The sequence below is a fragment of the Breoghania sp. L-A4 genome (assembly GCF_003432385.1).
In the GTDB taxonomy this organism is placed as follows: domain Bacteria; phylum Pseudomonadota; class Alphaproteobacteria; order Rhizobiales; family Stappiaceae; genus Breoghania.
Genome location: NZ_CP031841.1, coordinates 2,734,908 through 2,757,605 on the forward strand (window position 1 = coordinate 2,734,908; position 22,698 = coordinate 2,757,605).

The 22,698-nt window shown below is 63.4% G+C and carries 20 protein-coding genes and 5 pseudogenes; 7 read left to right on the plus strand and 18 right to left on the minus strand.

Translation table 11 applies throughout. The features are described from left to right. Positions 1–6: 6 nt before the first annotated feature. Both D1F64_RS12535 and D1F64_RS12540 read right to left on the minus strand, forming a co-directional pair. A pseudogene (locus D1F64_RS12535) lies at positions 7–3,118 on the minus strand (multidrug efflux RND transporter permease subunit). 10 nt (positions 3,119–3,128) lie between these two features. After that, entirely contained in the window at positions 3,129–4,265 is a 1,137-nt protein-coding gene (locus tag D1F64_RS12540) for an efflux RND transporter periplasmic adaptor subunit (RefSeq protein WP_248304448.1), read from the minus strand. Positions 4,266–4,473: 208 nt separating this feature from the next. Here D1F64_RS12540 and D1F64_RS12545 point away from each other — a divergent pair, with 208 nt between their 5' ends. Genes D1F64_RS12545 through D1F64_RS24620 form a run of 3 tightly spaced genes read left to right on the plus strand, consistent with a single transcriptional unit; the run spans position 4,474 to position 6,291 of the window. Further along, positions 4,474–5,157, plus strand: a complete 684-nt coding sequence (locus tag D1F64_RS12545) for a response regulator (RefSeq protein WP_117414579.1) — start codon at positions 4,474–4,476, stop codon at positions 5,155–5,157. A 2-nt stretch (positions 5,158–5,159) separates the two neighbouring features. Then, a complete protein-coding gene (locus tag D1F64_RS24615; protein WP_248304449.1) occupies positions 5,160–5,507 on the plus strand; it encodes a HAMP domain-containing protein in 348 nt (115 codons plus the stop codon). A 58-nt stretch (positions 5,508–5,565) separates the two neighbouring features. After that, positions 5,566–6,291: a HAMP domain-containing sensor histidine kinase gene (locus tag D1F64_RS24620; RefSeq protein ID WP_248304450.1), complete on the plus strand. Its 726-nt coding sequence runs from the start codon at positions 5,566–5,568 to the stop codon at positions 6,289–6,291. A gap of 797 nt (positions 6,292–7,088) precedes the next feature. Here D1F64_RS24620 and D1F64_RS23390 read toward each other — a convergent pair. The 6 genes from D1F64_RS23390 to D1F64_RS12575 all read right to left on the minus strand — a co-directional run bounded on the left by D1F64_RS23390 (position 7,089) and on the right by D1F64_RS12575 (position 11,594). Beyond that, positions 7,089–7,553 carry a hypothetical protein gene (locus D1F64_RS23390; protein ID WP_162901518.1) on the minus strand — a complete coding sequence of 155 codons (465 nt, stop codon included), beginning with the start codon at positions 7,551–7,553 and terminating at the stop codon, positions 7,089–7,091. Between the two features lie 193 nt (positions 7,554–7,746). Further along, positions 7,747–8,631 carry a DUF3313 domain-containing protein gene (locus D1F64_RS12555; protein ID WP_117414580.1) on the minus strand — a complete coding sequence of 295 codons (885 nt, stop codon included), beginning with the start codon at positions 8,629–8,631 and terminating at the stop codon, positions 7,747–7,749. Between the two features lie 191 nt (positions 8,632–8,822). Beyond that, the gene (locus tag D1F64_RS12560) at positions 8,823–9,581 is read right to left on the minus strand and encodes an ABC transporter permease (protein ID WP_117412723.1); all 759 of its coding nucleotides are present in this window, start codon (positions 9,579–9,581) and stop codon (positions 8,823–8,825) included. After that, positions 9,578–9,961: a hypothetical protein gene (locus tag D1F64_RS12565; protein ID WP_117412724.1), complete on the minus strand. Its 384-nt coding sequence runs from the start codon at positions 9,959–9,961 to the stop codon at positions 9,578–9,580. The genes D1F64_RS12560 and D1F64_RS12565 overlap by 4 nt, the downstream gene beginning before the upstream one ends. A gap of 108 nt (positions 9,962–10,069) precedes the next feature. Beyond that, on the minus strand, positions 10,070–10,777 hold the full coding sequence (locus tag D1F64_RS12570; protein ID WP_162901519.1) for an NAD-dependent epimerase/dehydratase family protein: 708 nt from the start codon (positions 10,775–10,777) through the stop codon (positions 10,070–10,072). Positions 10,778–10,847: 70 nt separating this feature from the next. Then, positions 10,848–11,594, minus strand: coding sequence for an SDR family NAD(P)-dependent oxidoreductase (locus tag D1F64_RS12575; protein ID WP_117412726.1), 747 nt, complete (start codon positions 11,592–11,594; stop codon positions 10,848–10,850). A gap of 125 nt (positions 11,595–11,719) precedes the next feature. Here D1F64_RS12575 and D1F64_RS12580 point away from each other — a divergent pair, with 125 nt between their 5' ends. Next, positions 11,720–12,334 carry a TetR/AcrR family transcriptional regulator gene (locus D1F64_RS12580; RefSeq protein ID WP_117414581.1) on the plus strand — a complete coding sequence of 205 codons (615 nt, stop codon included), beginning with the start codon at positions 11,720–11,722 and terminating at the stop codon, positions 12,332–12,334. Positions 12,335–12,369: 35 nt separating this feature from the next. Here D1F64_RS12580 and D1F64_RS25420 read toward each other — a convergent pair whose 3' ends face one another. Together D1F64_RS25420 and D1F64_RS24625 are read right to left on the minus strand one after the other, a co-directional pair. After that, positions 12,370–12,588, minus strand: coding sequence for a hypothetical protein (locus tag D1F64_RS25420; protein WP_346432229.1), 219 nt, complete (start codon positions 12,586–12,588; stop codon positions 12,370–12,372). After that, positions 12,552–12,692 carry a hypothetical protein gene (locus tag D1F64_RS24625; protein WP_248304451.1) on the minus strand — a complete coding sequence of 47 codons (141 nt, stop codon included), beginning with the start codon at positions 12,690–12,692 and terminating at the stop codon, positions 12,552–12,554. Before D1F64_RS24625 ends, D1F64_RS25420 begins: the two co-directional genes overlap by 37 nt. A 19-nt stretch (positions 12,693–12,711) precedes the next feature. On the opposite strand from D1F64_RS24625, the pseudogene D1F64_RS12590 reads away from it, so the two are divergent. Together D1F64_RS12590 and D1F64_RS12595 are read left to right on the plus strand one after the other, a co-directional pair. Beyond that, positions 12,712–12,987, plus strand: a pseudogene (locus D1F64_RS12590) (zinc-binding dehydrogenase); the annotation flags it as partial. Between the two features lie 69 nt (positions 12,988–13,056). Continuing rightward, positions 13,057–13,356: an antibiotic biosynthesis monooxygenase gene (locus D1F64_RS12595; protein WP_117412727.1), complete on the plus strand. Its 300-nt coding sequence runs from the start codon at positions 13,057–13,059 to the stop codon at positions 13,354–13,356. Between the two features lie 32 nt (positions 13,357–13,388). Here D1F64_RS12595 and D1F64_RS25105 read toward each other — a convergent pair whose 3' ends face one another. The 6 genes and pseudogenes from D1F64_RS25105 to guaB all read right to left on the minus strand — a co-directional run bounded on the left by D1F64_RS25105 (position 13,389) and on the right by guaB (position 19,238). Further along, positions 13,389–13,667, minus strand: a complete 279-nt coding sequence (locus tag D1F64_RS25105) for a LysR substrate-binding domain-containing protein (RefSeq protein ID WP_117412728.1) — start codon at positions 13,665–13,667, stop codon at positions 13,389–13,391. Further along, positions 13,655–13,996: a LysR substrate-binding domain-containing protein gene (locus D1F64_RS25110; RefSeq protein ID WP_162901520.1), complete on the minus strand. Its 342-nt coding sequence runs from the start codon at positions 13,994–13,996 to the stop codon at positions 13,655–13,657. Before D1F64_RS25110 ends, D1F64_RS25105 begins: the two co-directional genes overlap by 13 nt. A 123-nt stretch (positions 13,997–14,119) precedes the next feature. Next, positions 14,120–15,669, minus strand: a pseudogene (gene guaA / locus D1F64_RS12610) (glutamine-hydrolyzing GMP synthase). A 120-nt stretch (positions 15,670–15,789) separates the two neighbouring features. Further along, entirely contained in the window at positions 15,790–16,272 is a 483-nt protein-coding gene (locus tag D1F64_RS12615) for a MarR family transcriptional regulator (protein ID WP_162901521.1), read from the minus strand. Between the two features lie 91 nt (positions 16,273–16,363). Beyond that, positions 16,364–17,658 (minus strand): annotated as a pseudogene (locus tag D1F64_RS12620) (RsmB/NOP family class I SAM-dependent RNA methyltransferase). Positions 17,659–17,735: 77 nt separating this feature from the next. Then, positions 17,736–19,238, minus strand: a complete 1,503-nt coding sequence (gene guaB / locus D1F64_RS12625; RefSeq protein WP_117412731.1) for an IMP dehydrogenase — start codon at positions 19,236–19,238, stop codon at positions 17,736–17,738. A gap of 255 nt (positions 19,239–19,493) precedes the next feature. On the opposite strand from guaB, the gene D1F64_RS12630 reads away from it, so the two are divergent. Then, positions 19,494–20,117 (plus strand): hypothetical protein, encoded by a 624-nt coding sequence (locus D1F64_RS12630; RefSeq protein WP_205470455.1) that lies wholly within the window; start codon positions 19,494–19,496, stop codon positions 20,115–20,117. Positions 20,118–20,282: 165 nt separating this feature from the next. On the opposite strand, the gene D1F64_RS12635 is transcribed toward D1F64_RS12630, so the two are convergent. Further along, complete coding sequence (locus tag D1F64_RS12635; protein WP_117412732.1) at positions 20,283–20,987, minus strand: RlmE family RNA methyltransferase; 705 nt, start codon at positions 20,985–20,987, stop codon at positions 20,283–20,285. A 128-nt stretch (positions 20,988–21,115) separates the two neighbouring features. Further along, positions 21,116–22,512 (minus strand): annotated as a pseudogene (locus D1F64_RS12640) (Ppx/GppA phosphatase family protein). Positions 22,513–22,698: the final 186 nt, after the last annotated feature.

Genomic DNA, 22,698 nt, shown 5'->3' on the forward strand with positions numbered 1-22,698 from the left:
CATCGTTCAAGTTGGAACCGTCTCGGCCCTTCGCTTTGTCTTCCATTCCGCTAATCGCATGACGAGCGTGAAGAAGACCGGCACGAAGAGCACGGCGAGGACCGTGGCCAAGATCATGCCGCCGAAGAGGCCTGTACCCAGCGCGTTCTGCGTCTCCGAACTCGGACCCGTGGCGATGACCAGGGGCACGATGCCAAGCGTGAAGGCAAACGAGGTCATCACGATCGGCCGCAGGCGGAGACGCGATGCCTCTATGGCCGCCTCCTCGAGGCTCCGGCCCTCCGCGTGCAGCTGTCGCGCGAACTCCACGATCAGCACCGCATTCTTGGCCGACAGGCCAATCAGCGTGATGAGGCCGACCTTGAAAAACACGTCGTTTTCCAAGCCGCGCAGGTGCGCCGCGATGACCGCACCGAGGATGCCCAGCGGAACGACCAGCATGATGGACAGCGGGATGGCCCAGCTCTCGTAGAGCGCCGCCAGAACCAGGAACACAACGAGGAAGGAAAAGGCGATGAGGATTGGTACCTGCGTGCCGGTCTGGCGCTCCTGGAATGACTGCCCCGTCCATTCCACGCCATAACCACCCTGCAGTTTCGAGGCCAGGCGCTTGATCTCGGTCATCGCGGCGCCGCTCGATACGCCGGAGGCCGCATCGCCGGAAATACTCAGCGCGGGATAACCGTTGTAGCGGTTGAGCTGGAGAGGGCTGACTGACCATTCCGGCGTGACAACCTCAGCCAGCGGAACCATGCCGCCCTTGTCGTTGCGCACGTGAAGCTTGAGCACCTCATCAACCTGCATGCGGTCCTTGGCTTCGGCCTGTATGATGACCTGTTGAAGCCTGCCGGCGCGCGGAAAGTCGTTGATGTAGGTCGAGCCCATCGCCGCAGCGAGCGTATCGCTGATCGTCGAGAAGCTGACGCCCAGCGCCCCGGCCTTGGCACGATCGATATGAAGGCGAACGCTCGGCCCGCTCGGAAGCCCGTCAACCCGGACGCTCTGCAACAGCTTGCTGTCTGCCGCCAGCTTGACGAGCTCGTCGGCGGCTTTCCGCAGAGCCCCTGCCCCGGTCCCACCACGGTCGACGAGGCGCATCGCAAAGCCGGATGTGGTGCCGAGTTCCTCGATGGCCGGCGGCTTCATGACGAGGATTTCGCCCTCCGTCGCGTCCTGCATCGCCACGGTCGCAGCCTCCACTTCTGCGCCGGTGCTGCCCGTACGTTCGCTCCAGTCGCGCAACGTCGTGAACGCCATGGCGGTGTTCGCACTCGATCCGGAGAAGCCGAAGCCCATGACGGACAGGTTGTTCTCGATGTCGGGACGCGTCGCGACATGGTGGTCGAAGCGTTCCAGGATCGCGCAGGTGCGCTCGGCTGTCGCGTCGGCCGGAAGCGTGAACGAGGTCATGAACGTTCCCTGGTCTTCGTCAGGCACGAAGGCGGAGGGCAGCGATGAGTAGCCGAAGGCCAGCGCGCCGACGATCGCGGCGTAGACCAGCATCACCCGAGCACCACGTTTCACCAGTGCTCCGACCCAGGCCGTGTAGCGGCCTGTCAGCCGGTCGAAGCCGCGGTTGAACCACGCGAAAAAGCCCTTGCGCTCGTGGTGAGGCGCGATCGGCCGGAGGATCGTGGCGCACAGTGCCGGTGTCAGGCTAAGCGCGAAGAAGGCGGAGAATAGGATCGAGACCGCCAGCGAGACCGTGAACTGCCGGTAGATCGTGCCGACCGAACCTGTGGCAAGGCCCATGGGCAGGAACACCGCGGTCAGAACCAGCGTGATGCCGATGACGGCGCCCGTGATCTCGCGCATGGCGCGGCGCGTGGCTTCCCGCGGTGAAAGTCCCTCGGTGGCCATCAGCCGCTCGACATTTTCCACGACGACGATCGCATCGTCGACGATGATGCCGATGGCCAGCACCATGCCGAACATCGTCAGCGCGTTGATCGAATAGCCGATTCCCCACATAACGGCAAAGGTACCGAGAAGGGCGATAGGGACGACGATCGCCGGGATCAGCGTGTAGCGGATGTTCTGGAGAAAGAGCAGCATGATGAGGAACACCAGCACCATTGCTTCGACCAAGGTCTGGACGACCTTGGTGATTGAGACCTTCACGAAGGACGCGGTGTCGTAGGAGACGGCGTGAGTGGCGCCGAACGGCATTGAGGGTGCCAACTCGGCCAGCCGTGTTCGTACACCCTCGGACGTGCTGACCGCATTGGCGCCGGGCGTGAGCTGGATCGCCGCCGCGGTCGCCTGCTTGCTGCCGTCGAAGATCGAGAAACCGGAAGACTGGGCTCCGATCTCGATCCTGGCGACATCGCCCAGCGTCAGCTTCGATCCGTTCGGATTGGAGCGCAGCACCACCGGAGCGAACTGCTCAGGCGTCTCGAGCTGGCCACCAACGCTGAGCGGTACGCTGATCGTCTGGCCGGGAACAGTCGGCTCCTCACCGAGCCTGCCCGGAGCCACCTGGATGTTCTGCGTCTGGATGGCCTGGATAATCTCGGCCATCAACAGCGAGTAGGATGTGAGCAGGGCGGGATCCACCCACACACGCATCGCGGCCTCCGAGCCGAACGACTGAACGCGGCCGACGCCTGGCACTCGCTTCAGCTCCGGCGCGAGGCTGCGGGCAAGATAGTCGTCAAGAGCCAGAGGATCGGACCGCACCGTCGGCCGACCGCAGCGAGACGATCATCAGGAAGCCCGAAGATGCGGCTTCCACGGACAGTCCGCCGCGGCGGACCTGCTCAGGCAGGCGTGACTCAACCGACTTCAAACGGTTCTGCACATCGACCTGGGCGAGCTCGGGATCGGTGCCGGGCTTGAAGGTGACCGTGATGTTGGCGTTTCCTGAGGCGTCTGCCAAGGATTCGAAGTAGAGGACGTTCTTGACCGCCGACAGCTCGCGCTCGATCGGGGCGATCACGCTGTCGGTGACGGTCTGCGCGCTCGCGCCGACATAGCTCGCATAAATGCTGACGCTGGGCGGCGCAATCACGGGGAAGCGCGAAAGAGGCAGCTGCGGGATCGCGACGATGCCGGCGATCGTGATGAAGATGGCGATAACCCAGACGAAGACGGGGCGGTCGATAAAGAATTGGGGCATGGCGGCGTCTCTACTGTGCGTCCGTCAGGACGGCAGGCTGGTACGCCACCGTCTGGAGCTTCGTTCCGTCGGTCGCGCGATCCTGACCTTGGACCACCACCTCGTCGCCGGCGCTGATGCCCGACAGGATCACGTACTGCCGGTCGACAAGCGGACCCAGTTCGACATTGCGGCGCGATGCCGTCTTGTCAGCCTCGACAACCGACAGCTCCGTCCGGCCGGAGCTGTCGCGCACTATGGCTTCCTGCGGCACCGTCAGAGCGTTGGGATAGACTGAGCTAGGGATCCTTGCGCGAAGGTACATGCCGGGCAACAGCTGATCATAAGGATTGGGCACCTCGACGCGGATCATGATGCTGCCCGTTCCCGGATCGACCGCGCTGTCGGAGAAACGGATCGTGCCCTGGAACTCGTAGGGCTTCCCTATGATGGTCAGGATGTCGACAGGCAGCCCGCCCGCCTCGTCTCCTTGACCGTTCGCCAGCGCCTCTTCCAACACCTCGCGGCGCATCGACGGCTGGCGAACGTCCAGAAAGAGGCGGTCCAGTTGCTGGACGACGGCCATGGGGCTGGTAGCCCCCGCCGTGGCGAGGCCGCCTTCGGTGATGAGCGCTTGCCCTACCCGCCCGGCGATCGAGCTGGTGACGGTCGCATAGGCCAGCTCCAATTTGCGCCGCGTCAGGTTTGCCCGCGCCTCTGCCACGCTCGCGTGTGCCTGCGCCAGCGCTGCCTTTGCGTCTCCCAGGGTGGCGGCGGTTGCGGTCCGGCTTTCGGCCAGGGCCTTGATACGATCATGCTTGAGGGAGGCATTGAGCTCGTCTGCCTCGGCGCGCGCCAGCACCGCCGACGCCGCCTCGACATCGGCGGCGAACGGCGCTGGGTCGATCTCGAACAGGGGTTGGTCCGCAGCGACTTCGAAGCCCTCCTTGAAGAGCACTTTGCGGACGATCCCGCTGACCTGCGGGCGTATTTCGGCGGTGCGCAGCGCAGAGACGCGTCCGGGCAGTTCGTCATAGACGACGACGCGGCGCGGCTGCACCGTCAGGGTCGCGACGCGCGCAGCGATCGCTTCAACCTGTTCCTGCGCGCCTGCTGCCTGGGGCATTGCCTCCTGCGCGTTGTCGGAACAGGCGACAAGAGCCAGCAAGGCAGTGCCGAGAAGTGCGCGGGTAAATTGACTTTGGACACGCATTATCGAGACATCGTTGAAGACAATCGATCACTCGAAGCGACGACGCCCATATCGCTCTCGACCGTTGGCGCAGCGTGGAGGTCTTGTGGAGACTTGGTGGATGAGCGGCCGAAGCTCTCGACGGCAGGCACTGCGGATGGCATCCCTTGGGCAGGAGAACGCCATGGCCGCACTTGTCCTCATTGCCGAAGACGACGAAGAGATCGCCTCCATCCTAGATGCCTACCTCCAGCGGAAAGGGTTCAGGACGGTCATGGCGCGTGACGGCCGCACCGCGCTCGACCTGCACCTCGCGCTAAAACCGGACCTCGTCCTGCTGGACGTGACAATGCCACGTCTCGATGGTTGGGAGGTCTTGGCGGAGCTGCGACGACGCGGCAGCACGCCCGCCATCATGATCACCGCGCTCGATAAGGACATGGACCGTCTTCAGGGCCTGCGGATCGGCGCAGACGATTACGTCGTCAAGCCGTTCAATCCGATCGAGGTAGTGGCGCGGGCCAAGGCTGTACTCCGGCGCTCGGGGCTGGCGACGGTAGGCGGCGTTCTGCGTGCAAGCGATCTCTCCATCGATCTCGACGGCTATCAGGCGAGCTTCGGAATCGGCAGCGACGCGAAGCCGCTTGCCCTGACCCTCACCGAGTTCCGCATCCTCGCCCATATGGCGCGAAACCCCGGCAAGGTGTTTACCCGCAGCGAACTGGTCGACGCCTGCCTGCCAGGATCTGACGCCCTGGACCGGACCGTAGATAGCCATCTCAGCAAGCTGCGGAAGAAGCTCGAACAGGCCGGAGCGCACGGGCTCCTGCCCGGCGTTCGCGGCATCGGCTACAGATTGTTGGAGTGACGATGGACGCGCGCACTGGATTGAGCCGTCAGATCCTTATCGCCATGTCAGCGATCACCGTCCTGGCAGGCATCCTCGTGTTCTTCGGCACCTATCTCATCTACTCGGTTATAGTCGCCGTCTATCCATTGCCGGAAGCGGATGGCTGGCTGACATCACTTGACCTCGCGATCTTCGCCGCGTTGGTCTTCGTAACCCTTCCGATTGCCGCCTTCGTGGCGCTGCGGCTCGCGCGCCGCATCCTCGATCCGTTGGAGTCGCTGGCCCGGAGCGCTCGCCAGATCTCCGCCGGCGACTTGTCCGCTCGGGCTGCGGCAAGCGAAAAGGCGCTGGCGAAACCGCTTCCCTAGTCGGCGACTTCAACACGATGGCGCAACGGCTGCAGAACATGGCGGCCGACATGGCGCTGTGGAACGCAACGATCGCACACGAACTGCGCACACCACTGACCATCCTCAAGGGTCGCCTCCAGGGATCATAGACGGTGTTTTCGAGCCAGACGAACTCACGCTTCGGCGGCTCGTCCATCAAGTCGATGGCCTCAGTCGGCTGGTCGAGGACCTTCGTACTGTAACGCTTGCCGACAGCGGCCATCTCGACCTCCGCATCGTGCCTACCCGCCTAGCCCAGGAAATCGAGGAAATCGCAGAGCTCATGGCACCCGATCTGGCTTCCAGCGGTTTCGATCTGGCGCTCGACCTCGACGACTTCGTCATTGAGGTCGACGCGACGCGGGTCCGCCAGGCGGTCCTCGCCTTGATCTCAAACGCGCGGCGCCACGGCATCCAGGGGACGATCACCATCAGCCTGAAGGTGGTTAATGGAACAGCGGTGCTCAGCATCTCGGACCAAGGACCCGGCATCGACTCCGACCTAGTTGGCCGGGTGTTCGACCCGTTCGTGCGCGGCAATCCCGAGCGCGCAAGGGAAACGGGCGGCAATGGGATCGGTCTCTCGGTCATGTGCGCGGTCATGGAGGCACATGGGGGAAGTCTTCGGTACAGGACAGCGCCAGGCGGCAGCGGAGCTTTGTTCGAGATGGATTTTGCAGCATCAAAGGATAAGCGCTCTGCCTTTGAGACGGGGAGCACGCGGGCTCCGAGCAGTGTCGACGACCCACGCACCCGTTCTTAGTCCTGAGACTACGGCATCTTTATTTGTAGAAGACTTGAGTGCTGACAGACACGCTGCCTCTTCCAAGACGTACATAGCAGGCAGTGGATAGCAAGTAAATAAATGGCGATCCGCGCAGTGTCGGATGACTTGTCAACGTCAAATCTCCTTGCGCTCCGCCAAGAACAAAGCGTTTTCGACTCCGAGATATCGAACGACGTTCTCGAAGTGGCCAGACAGGGTCCGGATGGCGTGGATATTCCCCGAGGCAAGCAAGCCAAAGCCCGAGCGAGCGGCACCCTGGCAGTTCCGAGACACCAACGATAAAGGCGGCATCCAGACGACTGTTGAGGATCGCAGCAGCATTCGTTCGAGAGCAAGTCTCCTCCACCTTCACCTAGACACTCGGAAACCGGCTTCGGTAATTGCAAAATAAGGTGGAAAGAAACCCGGCCGCAAGAGATCCCACAATGCCCAGACGGAGTTCGCCGATATATCCGCGCTGTACCGAACGTAAATCGTTCACTGCGTGACGAAGGTGTTCCGCCCCAAACGTTGCCCGGCGGATGAATTCCGCCCCGAATGTGTCAGACGAGCACCGGTTTTGCTTCGTTCAAAAAGTGAAATGCCAAGTCATTGCTCAAGTGATTGGACCCGCCTGCTGATCGTTGATGGATGCAGGTCCAGAACATCAGCGGCTCAGCGGAAGCTCCCATGCTCGGCGACCGGCATCGCGCACCGGAGATAGCGAAGATCAAACGCAAGATCTGGAACAGGACAAACTCCGCTTTCTCGCCCACAAAGTGAAAGAGAGACCTCTATTCTTTGTTTAAAGTATCCTGGCATACTTGCGAAAACTCGTGCTTCTTGTTTTTCAGGCAGCTCTTGATTGTGAATGGGTTTAGACCACCGCAGACTTCCCTCATTTCTGATTGACACATCCTGGCGGTGACCCAGAAAGCCTGACAAACGGGCGACAGCTTCGAGGCGTTCTCCTCGACGCACGCCGATATGGCATCCGGCGTAAGTCGCCAGGGCCGCAGGCAGACCGACCGGATTTCCGCTCCGCACGCTTCTTTGACCGCGGCCGAGGGCGCAGCTGCGATGGCGGCCTGCAGTGAGATGAACAGGCTCAACGCGGAAATGGACGCCGGGCGCAATCGCTTTCTGACAACGTCAAAGGTTTCACGGCTCCAGATAAAGCGACGACCTGCATGTGGGGCCGCTCTGTCATTCTGGGTGAAGCTGAGGTTTCGTTGGAACCGCCCTTCAGGTTGGCTCATGGGGGCAATCTCCTTCTTATCCTGAGTGCGTCGGTCGGGTATCCAAACAGCCCGAGGGGCGGATGGATTGCCGTCGTATTGAAAGTGGTCGAAGCTGAAGAGTCGGTTCGGCTTGGGGCAACCGGCTCGAACGCGGAAGTGCTTGAGGACGCGCGTTTCCGAAACACTCTGTTCGCGCGGCGACGGGAAGGCGTCAGTGCGTCACGAGCGGTTTGGGCTTCTTTTCGGTCCATTCCGGTGGCAGCCCGTAATTGGCAGCGATGGCGCCCAGCACCCCAGGCGCCCGGCCAAAGGCTTCACACGCGGGGTATTTGGGTTTTCCGCCGAGCCAGGATTGCACGCCGTGCCGTGTTGGAAGGGAGATGTCCAACATCTTTGGCTCCTTGCCAGTGACAAGTATTCTGGAAAAGGCACTCGCGAACTTCGATGCGAGGCCATACGCGTCGCCCACCTGCGAAACGCGAGGGTTGTCCTGGATCGCGTTTGCCCCGCGAGCCCAGACGATCGCCGCGCGCTGGACGCCCTCGCTATCAACGGCCTCCGCTTCAACCGCCAGCCCACCCAGGCCGATGGGCAGGCGTGGCACGCTGACAAAGGGAACATCGCTGGGAATGGCAAATCCGCCTCCCACGGTCACAATGGTTGCAATTCCCGCCGCCATCTTGTTCGTCGGAACAACGTTGGTAATGACGGACCGGATCGTGATATCCGCCGGCTGGCCGGCTGGAACCATCTGATATTTATCGCTCAGCGCGACGCAGAGTGCCCGATCCAGTGCATTGGACACCATTGAACGGTCGGCTTGCGACTTGACCCGGGATGCGGCGCCAAAGCCGTAGGTGGTCGGCACGATGCTGGCCGTCTTCACCGCAGCCAGACCTTGGCCGTCCACGTAAATTCGCTTCTTTGACAGCGTTCCCTTGGGAGCACCGAGATTGCTGTAGGAGGTCAGTGTTCCGACGTCCTTCAGAGGCACCGAGGCACATCCGGATATCGCAACAATCACCGGCAAGGCCAGACTGAGATCTCTCAATGGGAATCGTCGCGGAGAAGCCCCAAATCCCCGGAACGAGAAAATTGATGGATTGTTACTCACGCTTTATAGCCTCCGTCACCGATGTTGGAGGGACGGTGCGAGCTTGGGATTGCCGCAACATTACAGACTGGTCTAAGGGAGGATGATTCTGCCGTTGGCATGGTTGTACGGAGGCTCAAAGCACCCTCTCCTTCAGGATGCCGTCTCCACCGAAAGGCGCGCGCCACGGCCCGTCAGGCATCTCGCGAGACGAATGCCGCGATGCTGGCAATCCCAAGCGCGAATGTTGCCGCCGCAAGGATTCCCAGCCCAAGCCATGGTGTAACTTCATTGGCTAGCTGCATGACCATATAGGCCTTCTGGCCGGCAGTGATCGGCCAGTACCTCCCAAACCAATCGCCGATCGGACCAGGTATGGACGGTGCGATAGCTGGCATGAGCAGAGTGATGCCGACAAGTGTCGCCAAGCTGCCCGCGGTCGACCGCGCAAGAACGCCAACTGAAAGTCCGATGAGGGAGACGAGCGTGAGGTAAATCGCGGCTCCGACGAGCGCCCAAGCAACACCCGGACCACCTATGCTCGCGATCGGAATATCGGCATCGCCGAGCACCAATTGCACCGCCGTGAAACTGATCAGTGCCGTGGCAACGCCGGTACCAAGCCCGATCGCAGACACCACTGCCGCCTTCGCTATGAGAAGGCGGGGTCTCGAGGGGACGACGGAGAGACTGGTCGCGATCATCCCGGTCTCATATTCGGATGTGATGCTGAGCGCTCCCAGCATTCCGACCAGGAGCTGAGCGAACAAAAGCCCCTTCAGGCTCGTCGCCGTCGGATCCCAGTCATCGGGCAAGTCTGACGGCTGTGCGCCGATCAGGTCGGACACGCCGAGAAGCCCCAGCAATACGCTGGCCAGCATTGCGCTCACCACCAGCAACCACGTGGTTCTTACGCTGGAAAGTTTTGTCCATTCGGAACACAAGATGCTCATGCGATGTGGCCCTCATCGTCGCGCGCGTCACGAGTGAGGCGAAGGAAGACGTCTTCCAGCGAATCTCGGACCTGGGTCAGCTCTTCAAGGACAATCGCTTCCCGTGCAGCAATCCTGCCGACGGTCGTCGTGTCGACGCCAGTGATGAGAAGGCTTGATGTCGAAACGTCCTCGCAAGCAATGCCCGCGCGGCCCAATGCCGTCGCAAGCTGAGTTCGCGAAGGGGTTCGATCCTTCACCACCAGCTTGTTGCCGTATCGCTTGGTAAGTCGATGCGCTCGAATGCCGGCTGCGTTCGCCGCGTCGAAATGCTGGTCAGGAAGACGCAGGAACTCGCCCGCGAGAGGAGGACTTGCATTCGATTGGATGTCTTGCCTCATTCCGCACACGGTAGGGATCGGCGTCGGCTGATGGTGTTCATTTTTCCGACTACTCGAGGACATAGACGTAGGCATACGCATAGGCGCAATCGGGGTCGATCTGCTCCATCAGCCGTCTGCCGATCGCTTCCGCGACGTCGCGGACCGCAACGCCTTCCTCGCCCACCGCATGGTAACGCTCGCCACTCGCCCCTTGTCGAGGACAAGGCTGTAAAGCCGGGCGGCGTCGAGCCGGTGAACCGCCGGCCAGCGGTTTTGTCCCTCGCCCACATAGGCCGAGAAACCCTGTTTGCGCGCATGATCCATCAGGTAGGATGCAAATCCCTGCCGGTTCTGATCGTGGACCTGCGGCATCCTGATCACCGACACGCGCACGCAGCTGTCGGTCAGCGCCATGGCCACCTGCTCCGATACCCGTGGCATGCCATGGGCGCCCGCCGGCAGAATATCGGTCTCGGTCGAAACCCGCCCCATCAACGGCGGCAGGCCCGACGTGACGATGAACCTTTTACCCGATCCCGCAAGAGCGCTGCCCATCGCTTCGATCGCGATGCGGTCCATCTCGCAGTTCTCCGCCATGCGAGAGAAATCATGATCGAAGGCCGTGTGAATGACGGCGTCGGCCTGCGCCGCGCCACGGCGCAAGCTGTCCAGATCCCGCAGATCGCCCTGCAGGACGTCGCAGCCGGCTTGCCGCAAGGCATCGGCAGATGTACCCGACCGCGCAAGTCCCAGGACTTCGTGTCTGTCGTTGAGCAGGTTGGGCACGATCGCCGAGCCAATGAACCCGGTCGCGCCGGTCAGAAAAATTCGCATTCCAATACCTCCGGATATTCCTGTCGGAGCGGGCTGCATTGCTCAAAGCAACCCGCAATTCTGCGCGTCTTCACCAAGGAACGGTTCCATTTTCGTCGGAGAAGGTCCCGGTCGGTCCATCATCGCCAATCAGGGCAAGCCGCACCGGTTCCCGCGCGCCCTCTTCCACGCTGCGCGTGCCGTTGAAGTTGTTGAGCGCGGTCGAGGTGAAGCCAGGACAAGCGGCGTTGACCTTGATGTTGGTGCCTTCGAGGGCAAGCGCAAACGCCAGCATCACGGCGTGCGCCGCTGTCTTTGACACGGAGTAATTGCCGAACATCCGCCGGTGCGGATTGGCGGGATCGGAGTTGAGCGTCAGCGATGCGCCCGAACTCCCGGTAATGACGATGCGGCCCGCAGGCGACTCACGCAGAAGCGGAAGCATTGCCTGTGTCACGGCAATGACGCCGAACACATTGGTCTCAAACACCGTTCGGATATCGGCAAGAGGCGCGTCCGTGAGCAGGTTTGTCCTGACGGCTTCTGCGAAGTCCAGGTTCGGCTTCGCCCGTGAGATCCCGGCATTGTTCATCAGGATATCCAGGCGGCCGAACCGGGTGCGAATGAGAGCGGCCGCTCGAGCGACCGATGCTTCACCCGTGACATCGAGCTGGATAGCGTGGGCTCCCGCTCCGATTTCCTGCGCCGCCTTCTCGCCCTTTTCGAGATCGCGCGCGCCGACAATCACCGTCAGACCTTTTGCAACCAGATCCTTGGCGATCTGGAGACCGATGCCTTGAGTGGCTCCCGTGACGAGAGCAATGCGTTCGTCCGACATGATGAAGTCCCTAGTTTCTCTGCTGGCTTTTTGAAGCCCGACGGCGTATTAAACGGAACGGTCTTCCGTCTATATACGGAACGATGTTCCGTTTAACAAGCGCGTATCGGGAATTTTTGGAATCCATGCCTGGCAGATCGTCGGAACGGAATGTGCGCGCAGATGCGCAGCGCAACATCGAGACGCTGGTACGCACGGCACGGGACGTGTTCGCCACGTCAGGGGTTGAGGCTCCGATGCGCGAGATCGCGGAAAAAGCAGGCGTCGGCGTCGGCACCATCTATCGCAACTTTCCGCAGCGCTCCGATCTGATTGCAGCGGTATTTCGCAGCGAGGTCGACGCCTGCGCGGACGCCGCGGCCAGTCTTGCCGAGGCCTTTCCTCCCGGGGAAGCGCTCGACCGCTGGATGCAACGGTATGTCAATTTCATCGTTGCCAAACGCGGACTGGCGGCCGCCCTGCATTCGGGCGACCCGGCGTTCGAGGCCTTGCCGGCCTATTTCGACAGCCGGTTCGAGCCTGCACTGCAAAGCTTGCTCGATGCCGCGGTCACCGCCGGAGAAATACGCCCCGACGCAAATCCGTATGATCTCTTGCGAGCGGTCGCGAGCCTGTGCATGCCGTCAAGCGACGGAAATCCCTCAGCCGCTCGCCGGCTGGTCGCACTACTGGTTGACGGACTGCGCTATCGCGCGGGCTGTCCGCAGGGCGCTGCCAATCCTGCACATAAGCCTGAGTAGACGCCGAGCAAATCGTCTCAGACAGCTTATACGCGCTAGTTTTCCGGAACCCCGTCGGTTCGCCTCCGAAGAATGGCGTCCGATATGATATCGAAGAGGTGATCCGCGCGCGGGACGAGCGGAGGCTGGTCGGCAAGCCAAGCCAGAGCGCTGATCAGTGCGAAGAGATCGTTGCCATCCATGTCATCCCGCGCCAACCCCCTGGCTTGCGCCCGCTTCAGAAGCTCCGCCCCGCCTGCCGCAGATCGACGCATGAGGAATGCAGAGCGGAGTTTTCGTCGGCGATCGCGGCCACCATCGGCGCGATCACACCCTTGTAGCTGTGGGTCACCGCGATCGCCTCGCGCAGCCAGCTCAACAGCGCCTCGCCGGCCTGGTCCCACGACCTCGATCTTGTCGTCGATGCGCTGGGTGGTCCGACAACGGGTCGTTTTCTCCAGACCCTGAAGCGCGGAGGAGCCTTGTTCCCGGTCTACCCGCTGGGCTTTTCGGACGCCGAGGAGGCCGGAAAGCGGGGCATCATGGTCTCCACGACCCAGGTCCGTTCCAGCGGAGCGCAACTGACGGAGCTTGCCCGCTATCTGAACGACGGGACGATCCGCGCAGTGATCGACGGCACCTTTCCGCTTGCCGAGGTGCGTCAGGCGCATTAACGGGCAGCCAGGGGTCATATCCAGGGCAAGATCGTGCTGACCGTTGGCATGTGAACGGGAGGAAACGCCATGCTCATCCTCATGGGTTACATCCACATCGACCCTCAGGACGTTGACGCATTCGTCCGCGACGTTCAGGCGATCGGTCTCAGCACGAAAGCCGAGGATGGGTGCCTGTTCTACGGCATCACCCTGGATGACAGGCCAACGGGACGCTTCCTCGTTGCCGAGCGCTGGCGGGACCAGAAAGCGCTGACAGCCCATCTTGCAAGGGCGGAGACATTGGCGTTCCTGAAAGACTGGGGCGGCCGGATGAAAGGCGACCTTCAAACCTACGAGGTGATGGAGGACATGCCCAGATCCAGTTGAACCGCCGGCTCCGGCAAGGCCCGCGCATCGTCTTATGAACCCTCGGGCGCCGCGACCGACCTCAGGTCGCGCGCCAGCTTTATGTCCGGTGTGCGTGCCAGCTCTTCGATGAAGCGATCCATGAACAGGCTGACACGGCGACTGGCGGCGAGGCCGGGCGCGCGGATCAGGTAGAGCAGCTTGGGGACCAGCGGACGTTCGGGCAGGATGATTTCAGCATCGCCGCGAGCCAGAAGGTCGGCCACGAGATAGCGCGGCGCCTTGGCAAAACCCAGATGGTTCTGCACGGCCTGCAAAATCAGCTTGGGCATCTGGGCGGCAAAGGAAAGGGTGACGGGAGCACTCCGCCATCGGCAAAGACAATGGTATTTTCATCAGGGTCGTCCCGATACTGGATGTAGTCGAGGGGAAGCAAATCCGCCGGTGCTTTCGGCCTGCCCACCCGGTCGAGATAGCCGCGCGAGGCGACCAGGCAGAGCTCGATCTCGGCCAGTTTGCGCACCGTGCCGTTGCCGGCGCCATCCGTGCTTGCCTGGATCGCCAGATCAAGTCCGGCCTCGGCAAGATCGACCAGATCGTCGGTGGCGCGGAATTCGATTTTCAGCTTCGGATGGGTGCGGCGGGCCAGGCTCGTCAGCAAGGCCGCCGGACGTGATCTATGCCCACCGATAGATGTCGATAGGCATAAGGGTTATTTATTTTTATTTTCAGTGCCTTAGTTCGTAAGGCAGCGTAAATTCGGCGGCGTTCGGATGCGCTTGAGTTATTCCCACTCGATCGTGCCCGGGGCTTTGAGGTGATGTCGTAGGTGCAGCGGTTGATGCCCTTGACCTCGTTGATGATCCGCGTCGCGGTCTCGCCGAGGAATTCGTGGCTGAAGGGATAGAAATCCGCCGTCATGCCGTCGACCGAGGTAACCGCGCGCAGGGCGCAGGCGTAGTCGTAGGTGCGGTAGTCGCCCATCACGCCAACGGTGCGCACCGGCAGGATCGCGACGAACGCCTGCCAGATCGCGTCGTATAATCCGTGCTTGCGGATCTGGTCGATGAACACCGCGTCCGCCTTGCGCAGGATGTCCAGCTTCTCGCGGGTGATCTCACCCGGACAGCGGATCGCCAGACCGGGGCCGGGGAACGGATGCCGGCCGATGAAATGATCCGGCAGCCCCAACTCGCGACCAAGCGCCCTCACCTCGTCCTTGAACAGCTCGCGCAGCGGTTCGACCAGCTTCAGGCCCATCTTCTCAGGCAGGCCGCCCACGTTGTGGTGCGACTTGATGGTCACGGACGGACCGCCGGAAAACGAAACGCTCTCGATCACATCCGGATACAGCGTCCCCTGGGCCAGGAATTCCGCGCCCTCGATGTCGTGGGCGTGCTTCTGGAACACGTCGATGAACAGCTTGCCGATGATCTTGCGCTTGGTCTCCGGATCCGAGACGCCTTCCAGCTCGCCCAGGAACAGCTCCTGCTCGTCGGCGTGGATGAGCTGCATGTTGTAGTGGTCGCGGAACATGGTCACGACCTCTTCCGCCTCATGCAGGCGCAACAATCCGTGGTCGACGAACACGCAGGTGAGCTGGTCGCCGATCGCCTCGTGGATCAGTACGGCCGCGACCGAGCTGTCGACGCCGCCCGACAGGCCGCAAATGACCTTCTTGTCGCCAACCTGCGCGCGGATCTTGGCGATCGCTTCCTCGCGGTAGTGGCCCATGGTCCAGTCGCGCGTGCAGCCGGCGATGGTGACGAAGTTCTCATACAGCTTGGAGCCGTGCGGCGTGTGATGCACCTCGGGGTGGAACTGCACCGCGTAGAAGTGCCGCGACACGTCCGCGGTGATCGCGAAGGGCGCGTTCGGCGATGTGCCGTAGACCTCAAAGCCCGGCGCGATCTCGCTGACATGGTCGCCGTGGCTCATCCACACCTGCTCGCGGTCGGTCTCGAACCAGCCCTCGAGCAGATCGAGCGTTCCGTTCTTCGGCGTCACATAGGCGCGGCCGAACTCGGCCGTCATGTGGCCGCGTTCCACCTTGCCGCCCAGCAGATGCATCATCGCCTGCTGGCCGTAGCAGATGCCGAGCACCGGCACGCCCAGCTCGAACACCGATTTCGGCGGCAGGGGCGCGCCTTCGTCGAAGACCGATGCGGGCCCGCCGGACAGGATCACCGCCTTGGGCTTGAAGTCGCCCAGGAACGCGTCCGTCACTTTCTGGAAGGGATGGATCTCGCAGTAGACGTTCGACTCGCGCAAACGACGCGCGATCAACTGGGTCACCTGGGAGCCGAAATCGATGATGAGGATGGTGTCGGTCATGAAGCGGGTTTACCCGGTTGGTATCGACATTTGAACTGTTTTCGCGCCGCTTCGGCGCTTTTTGCGTCGCTGCACAGCCGGTGGGCACGTTGCCCCGCGGCCCGCCCAAACGCGGTGCGTCTAGTCACGCCTGGACAGCGGCTTCAGCAGCTGACTGAGGCGGATGCGATCCTGAAGATGCATGCCCGTGAGGATGTCCTTCTCCAGGGCGGTCAACCGTTCGCCGATGGCCTCGGCGGCGTCGCGCCCCTTTTTCGTCGGCGTCAGGATGATCAGGCGCCGGTCGGCGGCGTTTTCGCGCTTCCTGAGATACTTGCGGTCCGCAAGCCGCGTGGCCGCCCGGCTGACGGCAACCGAATCCAGCCCCACGCGCGGCCCTATCTCGCGCACCGACACGCTGTCGGTGCGCATCAGGCAGGCCAGCACCTGCCACTCGGCGAGCGAGAAGCCGAACTCCTCGGACACAACCCCGGCGAGCCGGCGCTCGATCGCCCGCGCCGCCGCCATCAGCCGCCAGGGCAGGAAATTATCGAGCGCGAACGGCTCGGCCGCCGCTTCCAGCAAGGATCCCTGGAGCGCGAATAGATCGGGTTTTGAAGACATGCCGCCTTCTAGCCGAGGAACCCGCGTGCCGCCATCGGGCAATGATTCATTCCACATGAAATGAAACGTGCTGGCAGTGCGCGAACGCGCCCTATTCCTCGCGGACCATCACCGCGACGAAAAACCCGTCGGTGTCGGTGGACGCGGGCGTCATGGTGATGGAGTTCATGTCCGCCGACCACGGCTGCGCCTTGTCGAACCCAAACGTGTCCTGCCAGACTTCGCCCAGCGAGACGATCTGGAAATTCGGATTGTTGTCGAGGAAACGGTAGACCTGCTCCTCGTTTTCTTCGGCCAGTACCGAACACGTCGCGTAGACCAGGCAGCCGCCGGGCTTCACAAAGGCCGCGGCCGTGGCGATCGCAAGCTCCTGCTCCGCGATACGATCCTCGAGCGCCGCCTCGCTCAGCCGCCACTTGGCGTCCGGCCTGCGCCGCCACACGCCCGTGCCCGTGCACGGCGCGTCCACCAGAACCCGGTCCATCTTGCCGACCAGGTCGTCCAGCGCGCCTTCCTTGGGACTGCGCACCTGGATGTTGCGCGCGCCGGCGCGGGCGAGACGCTCGTGGATCGGCGCGAGCCGGTGCTTGTCGCTGTCGTAGGCGTAGATCTGGCCCTTGTTGTCCATGCTGGCCGCCAGCGCCAGCGTCTTGCCGCCGCCGCCCGCGCAGAAATCCAGCACCTGTTCGCCCGGTCCCGCGAAGACCAGCAGCGATGCGATCTGGCTGGCCTCGTCCTGGAGCTCGAACCAGCCCTTGCGATAGCCTTCCTCGGCCTGTACATGGGGCATGCGGGCGGCACCCGGCTTGGCCTTCAGCCGCAGCCCGACCGGCGAGATCTGCGTCGCCTCGACGCCCAGAGATTCGAGCCGCGCGGCCACCTTCTCGCGGCTCGCCTTCAGCGTATTCACACGCAGATCGACCGGCGCGCGCGTGGCAAGCGCCTGACCTTCGGCCACCGCCTCATCATCGAAATTGGCGACAAACGCCGGCCACAGCCATTCCGGCACGTCCGCCTTGACCCAATCGGGGCGTCATCAAGCGAATTCGCCGCGATCGCCGCCTTCTCCGCGTCGCTGAGCGGCTCCGGCGCGTGGCGCTCATCCGCGGCAATCGCCGCTTCCAGGCCCTCGACGCCCTTCTCCCATTCCAGCGCATAAACGCCCAGCACCAGTGCGCGCGGCGTCTCGGCGCCCATGCGGAACGCCAGAGAGGCGCGTCTGCGCAGCACGTCGAAGACCAGGTTGCCGATGACCGTGCGGTCACCCGAGCCAGCGAACCGGTGCTTGATGCCCCAGTCCTTCAGCGCTTCCTGTGCCGGGCGATGACGCGTCTCGATTTCCTCGAGCACTTCGATCGCTGCCGCAATGCGGCCCCCGTCCTTCATATCAAAACGTCCTTTCGGCTGCCGCGCTCGGCGGCGGCCTTGTGTCGATTGCAGGTCCGGTCAGCGACCGGTCCGCATCAGATATTGGTTGGATAGTTCGGGCTCTCGCGGGTGATCGTCACGTCATGGGCATGGCTTTCGCGTAAGCTGGCCGACGAGATCCTCACAAAGCGTGCCTTTTCCTGGAAATCCTCGACCGATCTGGCGCCCGAGTAGCCCATGGCGGCGCGCAGGCCGCCCGCAAGCTGGTGCAGCACGCTGGACACCAGCCCCTTGTATGGCACCTGCCCCTCGATGCCCTCCGGCACAAGCTTCAACGTGTCGCGCACCTCCGCCTGGAAATAGCGGTCGGCGGAGCCGCGCGCCATGGCGCCGACCGAGCCCATGCCCCGGTAGGACTTGTACGAGCGGCCCTGGTGCAGATAGACCTCGCCGGGACTTTCCTCGGTGCCCGCCAGCAGCGAGCCGATCATGGCGCAGGATGCGCCGGCGGCGATCGCCTTGGCCAGATCGCCGGAGTACTTGATGCCGCCATCGGCGATCACCGGGATACCCTGTTTGCTCGCCGCCTCGACGGCTTCCAGGATTGCGGTCAACTGCGGCATGCCGACGCCGGCGACAATCCGCGTGGTGCAGATGGAGCCGGGCCCGATGCCCACCTTGACCGCGTCCGCGCCCGCGTCGATCAGCGCCTTGGTCCCGTCCGCGGTGGCCACGTTGCCGGCCAGGATCTGAACGGCATTGGATTGCGCCTTGATCCGGCGAACCATTTCCAGAACCCGCTCGGAATGCCCGTGCGCCGTATCCACCACCAGCAGATCCACTTCCGCGTCGATCAGCCGTTGCGCGCGGGCAAAACCATCCTCGCCGACGCTGGTGGCCGCCGCGACGCGCAACCGGCCGTGTTCGTCCTTGGAGGCATGCGGGTTGAGCTGCGCCTTTTCCATGTCCTTGACGGTGATCAGGCCGACGCATTTGTAATCGTCATCGACCACCAGAAGCTTCTCGATGCGGTGGTGGTGCAAAAGCCGCTTGGCCTCTTCCTGCGTCACCGTATCGCGCACGGTCACCAGCCCCTCCCGAGTCATCAGCTCATAGACGCGCTGTTCGGGATCGGAGGCGAAGCGCACATCGCGGTTGGTCAGGATGCCGACGAGACGGCCGGCTGCGCGCGTATCGCCACTGCCGTTCTCCACGACCGGTATACCGGAGATGTGATGGAGCTTCATCAATTCCAATGCATCGCGCAGCGTCGATTCCGGGCCGATCACCACCGGGTTGACCACCATTCCGGACTCGAACTTCTTCACCTGCCGGACTTCCTCGGCCTGCTCGTCGTGACTGAGGTTGCGGTGGACAACGCCGATGCCGCCGGCCTGAGCCATGGCGATCGCCAGGCGCGATTCGGTGACCGTATCCATGGCGGCCGAGATGATCGGCAGGTTCAGAAGCAGCGATTTGGTGACGCGGGAGCGCAGGTCCGTTTCCCCGGGCATTACCTCGGAGTGGCCCGGCAACAGAAGCACATCATCGAAAGTCAGCGCTTCACGGCCATGGGTCGGTTCGAAAAAAGTGGGCATGCCAATCTCCCTGTGAGGATTCCCGGAGCCTCCCTTGCACCGTGTCTGGGTGCGAGAGAAAAAGCGTCTCGGCGGTGCCGGAGAAGTTGGCGAGGGTCATTAACACGCTTATGACGGCTTGCAAAGCCATGATGCGCGGCTGATGTTCCACGCTAACGCCCACCCCGCCGAGAGGGATTCCGCAGCCCGTCTACCGGGCGCTCCGGCGGACTTTTCGAGAGGCATAGAATAGTGGAACCGAAGCCCCAACTGGATGTGATCAACGCGGCCGTCGATGCGCTTCGCAACGTTCCTGGTGTCCATGCGCTGTTTCTCGCCGGGAGCCATGGCGCCGGGCTCCAGGACAAATGCAGCGATATCGATTTCCTCGCGGTCGTCACCGAACCCGCGGCCGCCGGGTTTTCGGACCTCTGGCGCGAGACGCTCGGCGGTAACATCCTCCTGTGGCGGGAACGCCCCGGCCAGGTGATCAATGCGATTGTCGGAGACTGGGTGCGGATCGATGTGCGGTTCATCGCGCCCGCGCAACTCGCGGGCCTGTCGCGCGACCGCCTGAAGCCGCTCTTTGATCACGACGAGATTTACGGGACGCTGCCGGCCGTCGCGCCGCCACCGGCGCTGGACAAGGAAAAGATGAGCTGGCAGGTCGAGGAATTCATCCGCATTCTCGGCCTGCTGCCGGTCGCGATGGGACGCGGGGAATACATTAATGGCGTGACAGGTCTGGGTTTCCTGCGCGGCCTGCTGATCGACCTGCTGATCGCGGAGACGGGCGCACCGCACAGGGGCGGTGCGCTTCACCTCAATCGCCTGATCACTGCCGAGCACAAAGCCATCCTGACCGCCCTGCCCCCTTGGTGCCGGAGCGCCGTGCCCTGATCGGCGCACACCTCGCATACGCGGCCGCCTATCTGCCTCGGGCCCGCGCACTGACCCGGCGCGCCGGCATCCGCTGGCCGGACCGCCTTGAAGCGGCGTTGTGGGCGCGGCTGAAATCCACGCTGGACATTGATCCCCCGGCGTCCAGTCCGGGGGCCTGATCCATCAATTCTCGTGCTGACCGCGAAAGCCCTTGGCGATCACGAAGAGCTCGGGGCTTTCCTTGCGGCTTGCCGGCGGCTTGACGTGCTGCACGGATTCGAAATTCTTCTTCAGGTCGGTGAGAACCACGTTCTCCGCCCCGCCGCGAAACACTTTTGAGAGAAAAATACCGCCAGGGCGCAACGTCTGGCAGGCGAATTCCGTCGCCACCTCGAACAAGTGGCTGGTACGCAGGTGATCGGTCTTGCGGTGCCCGGTGGTCGGCGCCGCCATATCGGAAAGCACCAGATCGATGGGTTCCCCGCCCAGGGCCTCGCGCAGCGCGTCCGGCGCATCGTCGTCGAGAAAATCCTTTTGCAGGAAAATCACTCCGGGCATGCCTTCCATTTCCAGAAAATCGATGCCCACGACAAGCGGCTTCTCATCCGTCGACCCCACGACCCTGGAGCAGATCTGGCACCAGCCACCAGGCGCGGCACCGAGGTCGACAACGCGCATGCCGGGTTTCAGAAACTTGTGCTTCTCGTTGATTTCAAGGAGCTTGTAAGCCGCGCGCGAGCGATAGCCCTCGGCCTTCGCGCGGCGCACGTAAGGGTCGTTGAGCTGACGCTGCAGCCACAGCGTGGACGAGTTGCGGCGGCCACGCGCGGTCTTCACCCGCACATGCATGCCCCGGTCGCCCGTTCCGCGCCCGCTTCCCTCAGCCATTCCCAGATCCTTCCTGCTTCCGCCGCGGCGGACCGTCAATCGATATCAGGCGCCCTCATACGCGGCGCGGCCGCCCGCCGCCACATTTTTGCGGACCAAAGTGAATCCCGCGGTGGCCTCGGCGGACCTCAGGACCCCGAATACCGCCGCCGGGGCGGCCGCCGGCGGTTCCTGTCCGCCGCCATGAGCTCCGTCAGAATGCCCTCGCGAAGACCCGGTCGGCGACCCGCAGGCGCGGGCACGGCCAACGCCGGCGGATGGCCTCCAGAATCGCGCAGCCCGCAAGCACCAGATCGGCGCGGTCCGCGCCAATGCACGGGTTGCTGACCCGCTGCTCATAGCTCATCTCGCGCACCTGATCGATCATCGCGCCGACCTGTTCCGACTGCATCCAGGTCCCATCGACCCGGCGGCGGTCGTAGCGCTCAAGCTCCAGGTGCACGCCTGCCAGCGTCGTCACCGTGCCCGAGGTTCCCAGCATATGCATTTTTCCGGTCGAGACGGCTTCGGCAAGGCGCGGTCCGGTGCCGAAGGAGCCCAGATGCCCGGTGACATCGTCCACCATGGCTTCAAAATCCTCCGGCCCTACATGGGTGCCGCCATGACGTTCTGCCAGCGTCACGACGCCGAGCGGCAGCGACGTCCAGGCCCGCATGAAGCGCGTCAGCGCATAGCCGCGCGCGCCGCAACGGTTGCGCAGATCAAGCCATACGAGTTCAGAGGAGCCGCCGCCGATATCGAACAGCAGCACCCCGTCGGCGTCGAGATCGACCAGCGACGTGCAGCCGGCCACCGCCAGCCGCGCCTCGGTCTTGCGATTGACGATTTCCAGCGCCAGCCCGGTCTCCACACGCACGCGCTCGATGAACTCGGGTCCATTCTGCGCCGATCGGCAGGCTTCCGTGGCTATCAACCGGGTTTGCACCTCGCCGCATTCCACGAGCTTGTCGCGGCAGATCGACAGGGCCTCAATGGCCCGCGTCATCGCCGCTTCGCTCAACCGGTTCGTGGCGCCCACGCCCTCGCCCAGCCGCACGATGCGCGAATACGCGTCGACCACGCGAAAGCCGCGCCCGTCGGGCCGCGCAACCAGAAGCCGGCAGTTGTTGGTGCCCAGATCCAGCGCCGCATACAGCGGACCGGTGTAGCCGCCGCGCCGGGGAGAGCGCGAACGCACGAACTCGGGAGCCCGTTGCGGTTGCCCAACCTCGGGTGTTGCCCCTTCCGCTCCGCTTGTCCCGGTGTGGATCTGTCCGTTGCGCGAGGAATCGGAATAGGCGCCGGCCGGCACCTGTCCCGAAACCGCCTGACCAATGACCGCTACGCGCGGTCCGACCAGCGCAACGCCGGACGTGCGCAGCGATACCTGTGCGGCTGGACCCGCCGAATCGTCGCGTTCCGGAGTCTCCCCGCCGCCGTCAGGAACGGCCGCGTGCCGCGCCACGCCGGTCTGCCCGGGCATCGCCGGTTTTCGTCGTCTGCGCCGCCTGCCGCGCTTTTGGCGGCTGCCGCTGTCGTCGCGCACGGGACGCGAACCGGCCGCGGCTGAATCGCCTGCGGCAGGTTGGGGGCGGGGTCCGCGGGGCGCCGCGCTCCGTCGTCGGCGCGCCGCCATCTCCCGACTGTCCGATTACACCGTCACGCCTGCGCTTCGGTCTGCGTGACCTCTTCTTGCGCGGCGCGGCGGCATTCCCATTCGCATCTCCGGGCG

Bases quoted from the DNA above. Each gene is read 5' to 3' on its own strand.
- D1F64_RS12565 (WP_117412724.1), bottom strand. From the start codon at position 9,961: ATGAGGCAAGACATCCAATCGAATGCAAGTCCTCCTCTCGCGGGCGAG.
- D1F64_RS25420 (WP_346432229.1), bottom strand. From the start codon at position 12,588: ATGCGTCGATCTGCGGCAGGCGGGGCGGAGCTTCTGAAGCGGGCGCAA.
- D1F64_RS23390 (WP_162901518.1), bottom strand. From the start codon at position 7,553: ATGAGCCAACCTGAAGGGCGGTTCCAACGAAACCTCAGCTTCACCCAG.
- D1F64_RS12580 (WP_117414581.1), top strand. From the start codon at position 11,720: ATGCCTGGCAGATCGTCGGAACGGAATGTGCGCGCAGATGCGCAGCGC.
- D1F64_RS25105 (WP_117412728.1), bottom strand. From the start codon at position 13,667: ATGCCCAAGCTGATTTTGCAGGCCGTGCAGAACCATCTGGGTTTTGCC.
- D1F64_RS12615 (WP_162901521.1), bottom strand. From the start codon at position 16,272: ATGTCTTCAAAACCCGATCTATTCGCGCTCCAGGGATCCTTGCTGGAA.
- D1F64_RS12575 (WP_117412726.1), bottom strand. From the start codon at position 11,594: ATGTCGGACGAACGCATTGCTCTCGTCACGGGAGCCACTCAAGGCATC.
- D1F64_RS12560 (WP_117412723.1), bottom strand. From the start codon at position 9,581: ATGAGCATCTTGTGTTCCGAATGGACAAAACTTTCCAGCGTAAGAACC.
- D1F64_RS24615 (WP_248304449.1), top strand. From the start codon at position 5,160: ATGGACGCGCGCACTGGATTGAGCCGTCAGATCCTTATCGCCATGTCA.
- D1F64_RS12595 (WP_117412727.1), top strand. From the start codon at position 13,057: ATGCTCATCCTCATGGGTTACATCCACATCGACCCTCAGGACGTTGAC.
- D1F64_RS12545 (WP_117414579.1), top strand. From the start codon at position 4,474: ATGGCCGCACTTGTCCTCATTGCCGAAGACGACGAAGAGATCGCCTCC.
- D1F64_RS12635 (WP_117412732.1), bottom strand. From the start codon at position 20,987: ATGGCTGAGGGAAGCGGGCGCGGAACGGGCGACCGGGGCATGCATGTG.
- D1F64_RS12570 (WP_162901519.1), bottom strand. From the start codon at position 10,777: ATGCGAATTTTTCTGACCGGCGCGACCGGGTTCATTGGCTCGGCGATC.
- guaB (WP_117412731.1), bottom strand. From the start codon at position 19,238: ATGCCCACTTTTTTCGAACCGACCCATGGCCGTGAAGCGCTGACTTTC.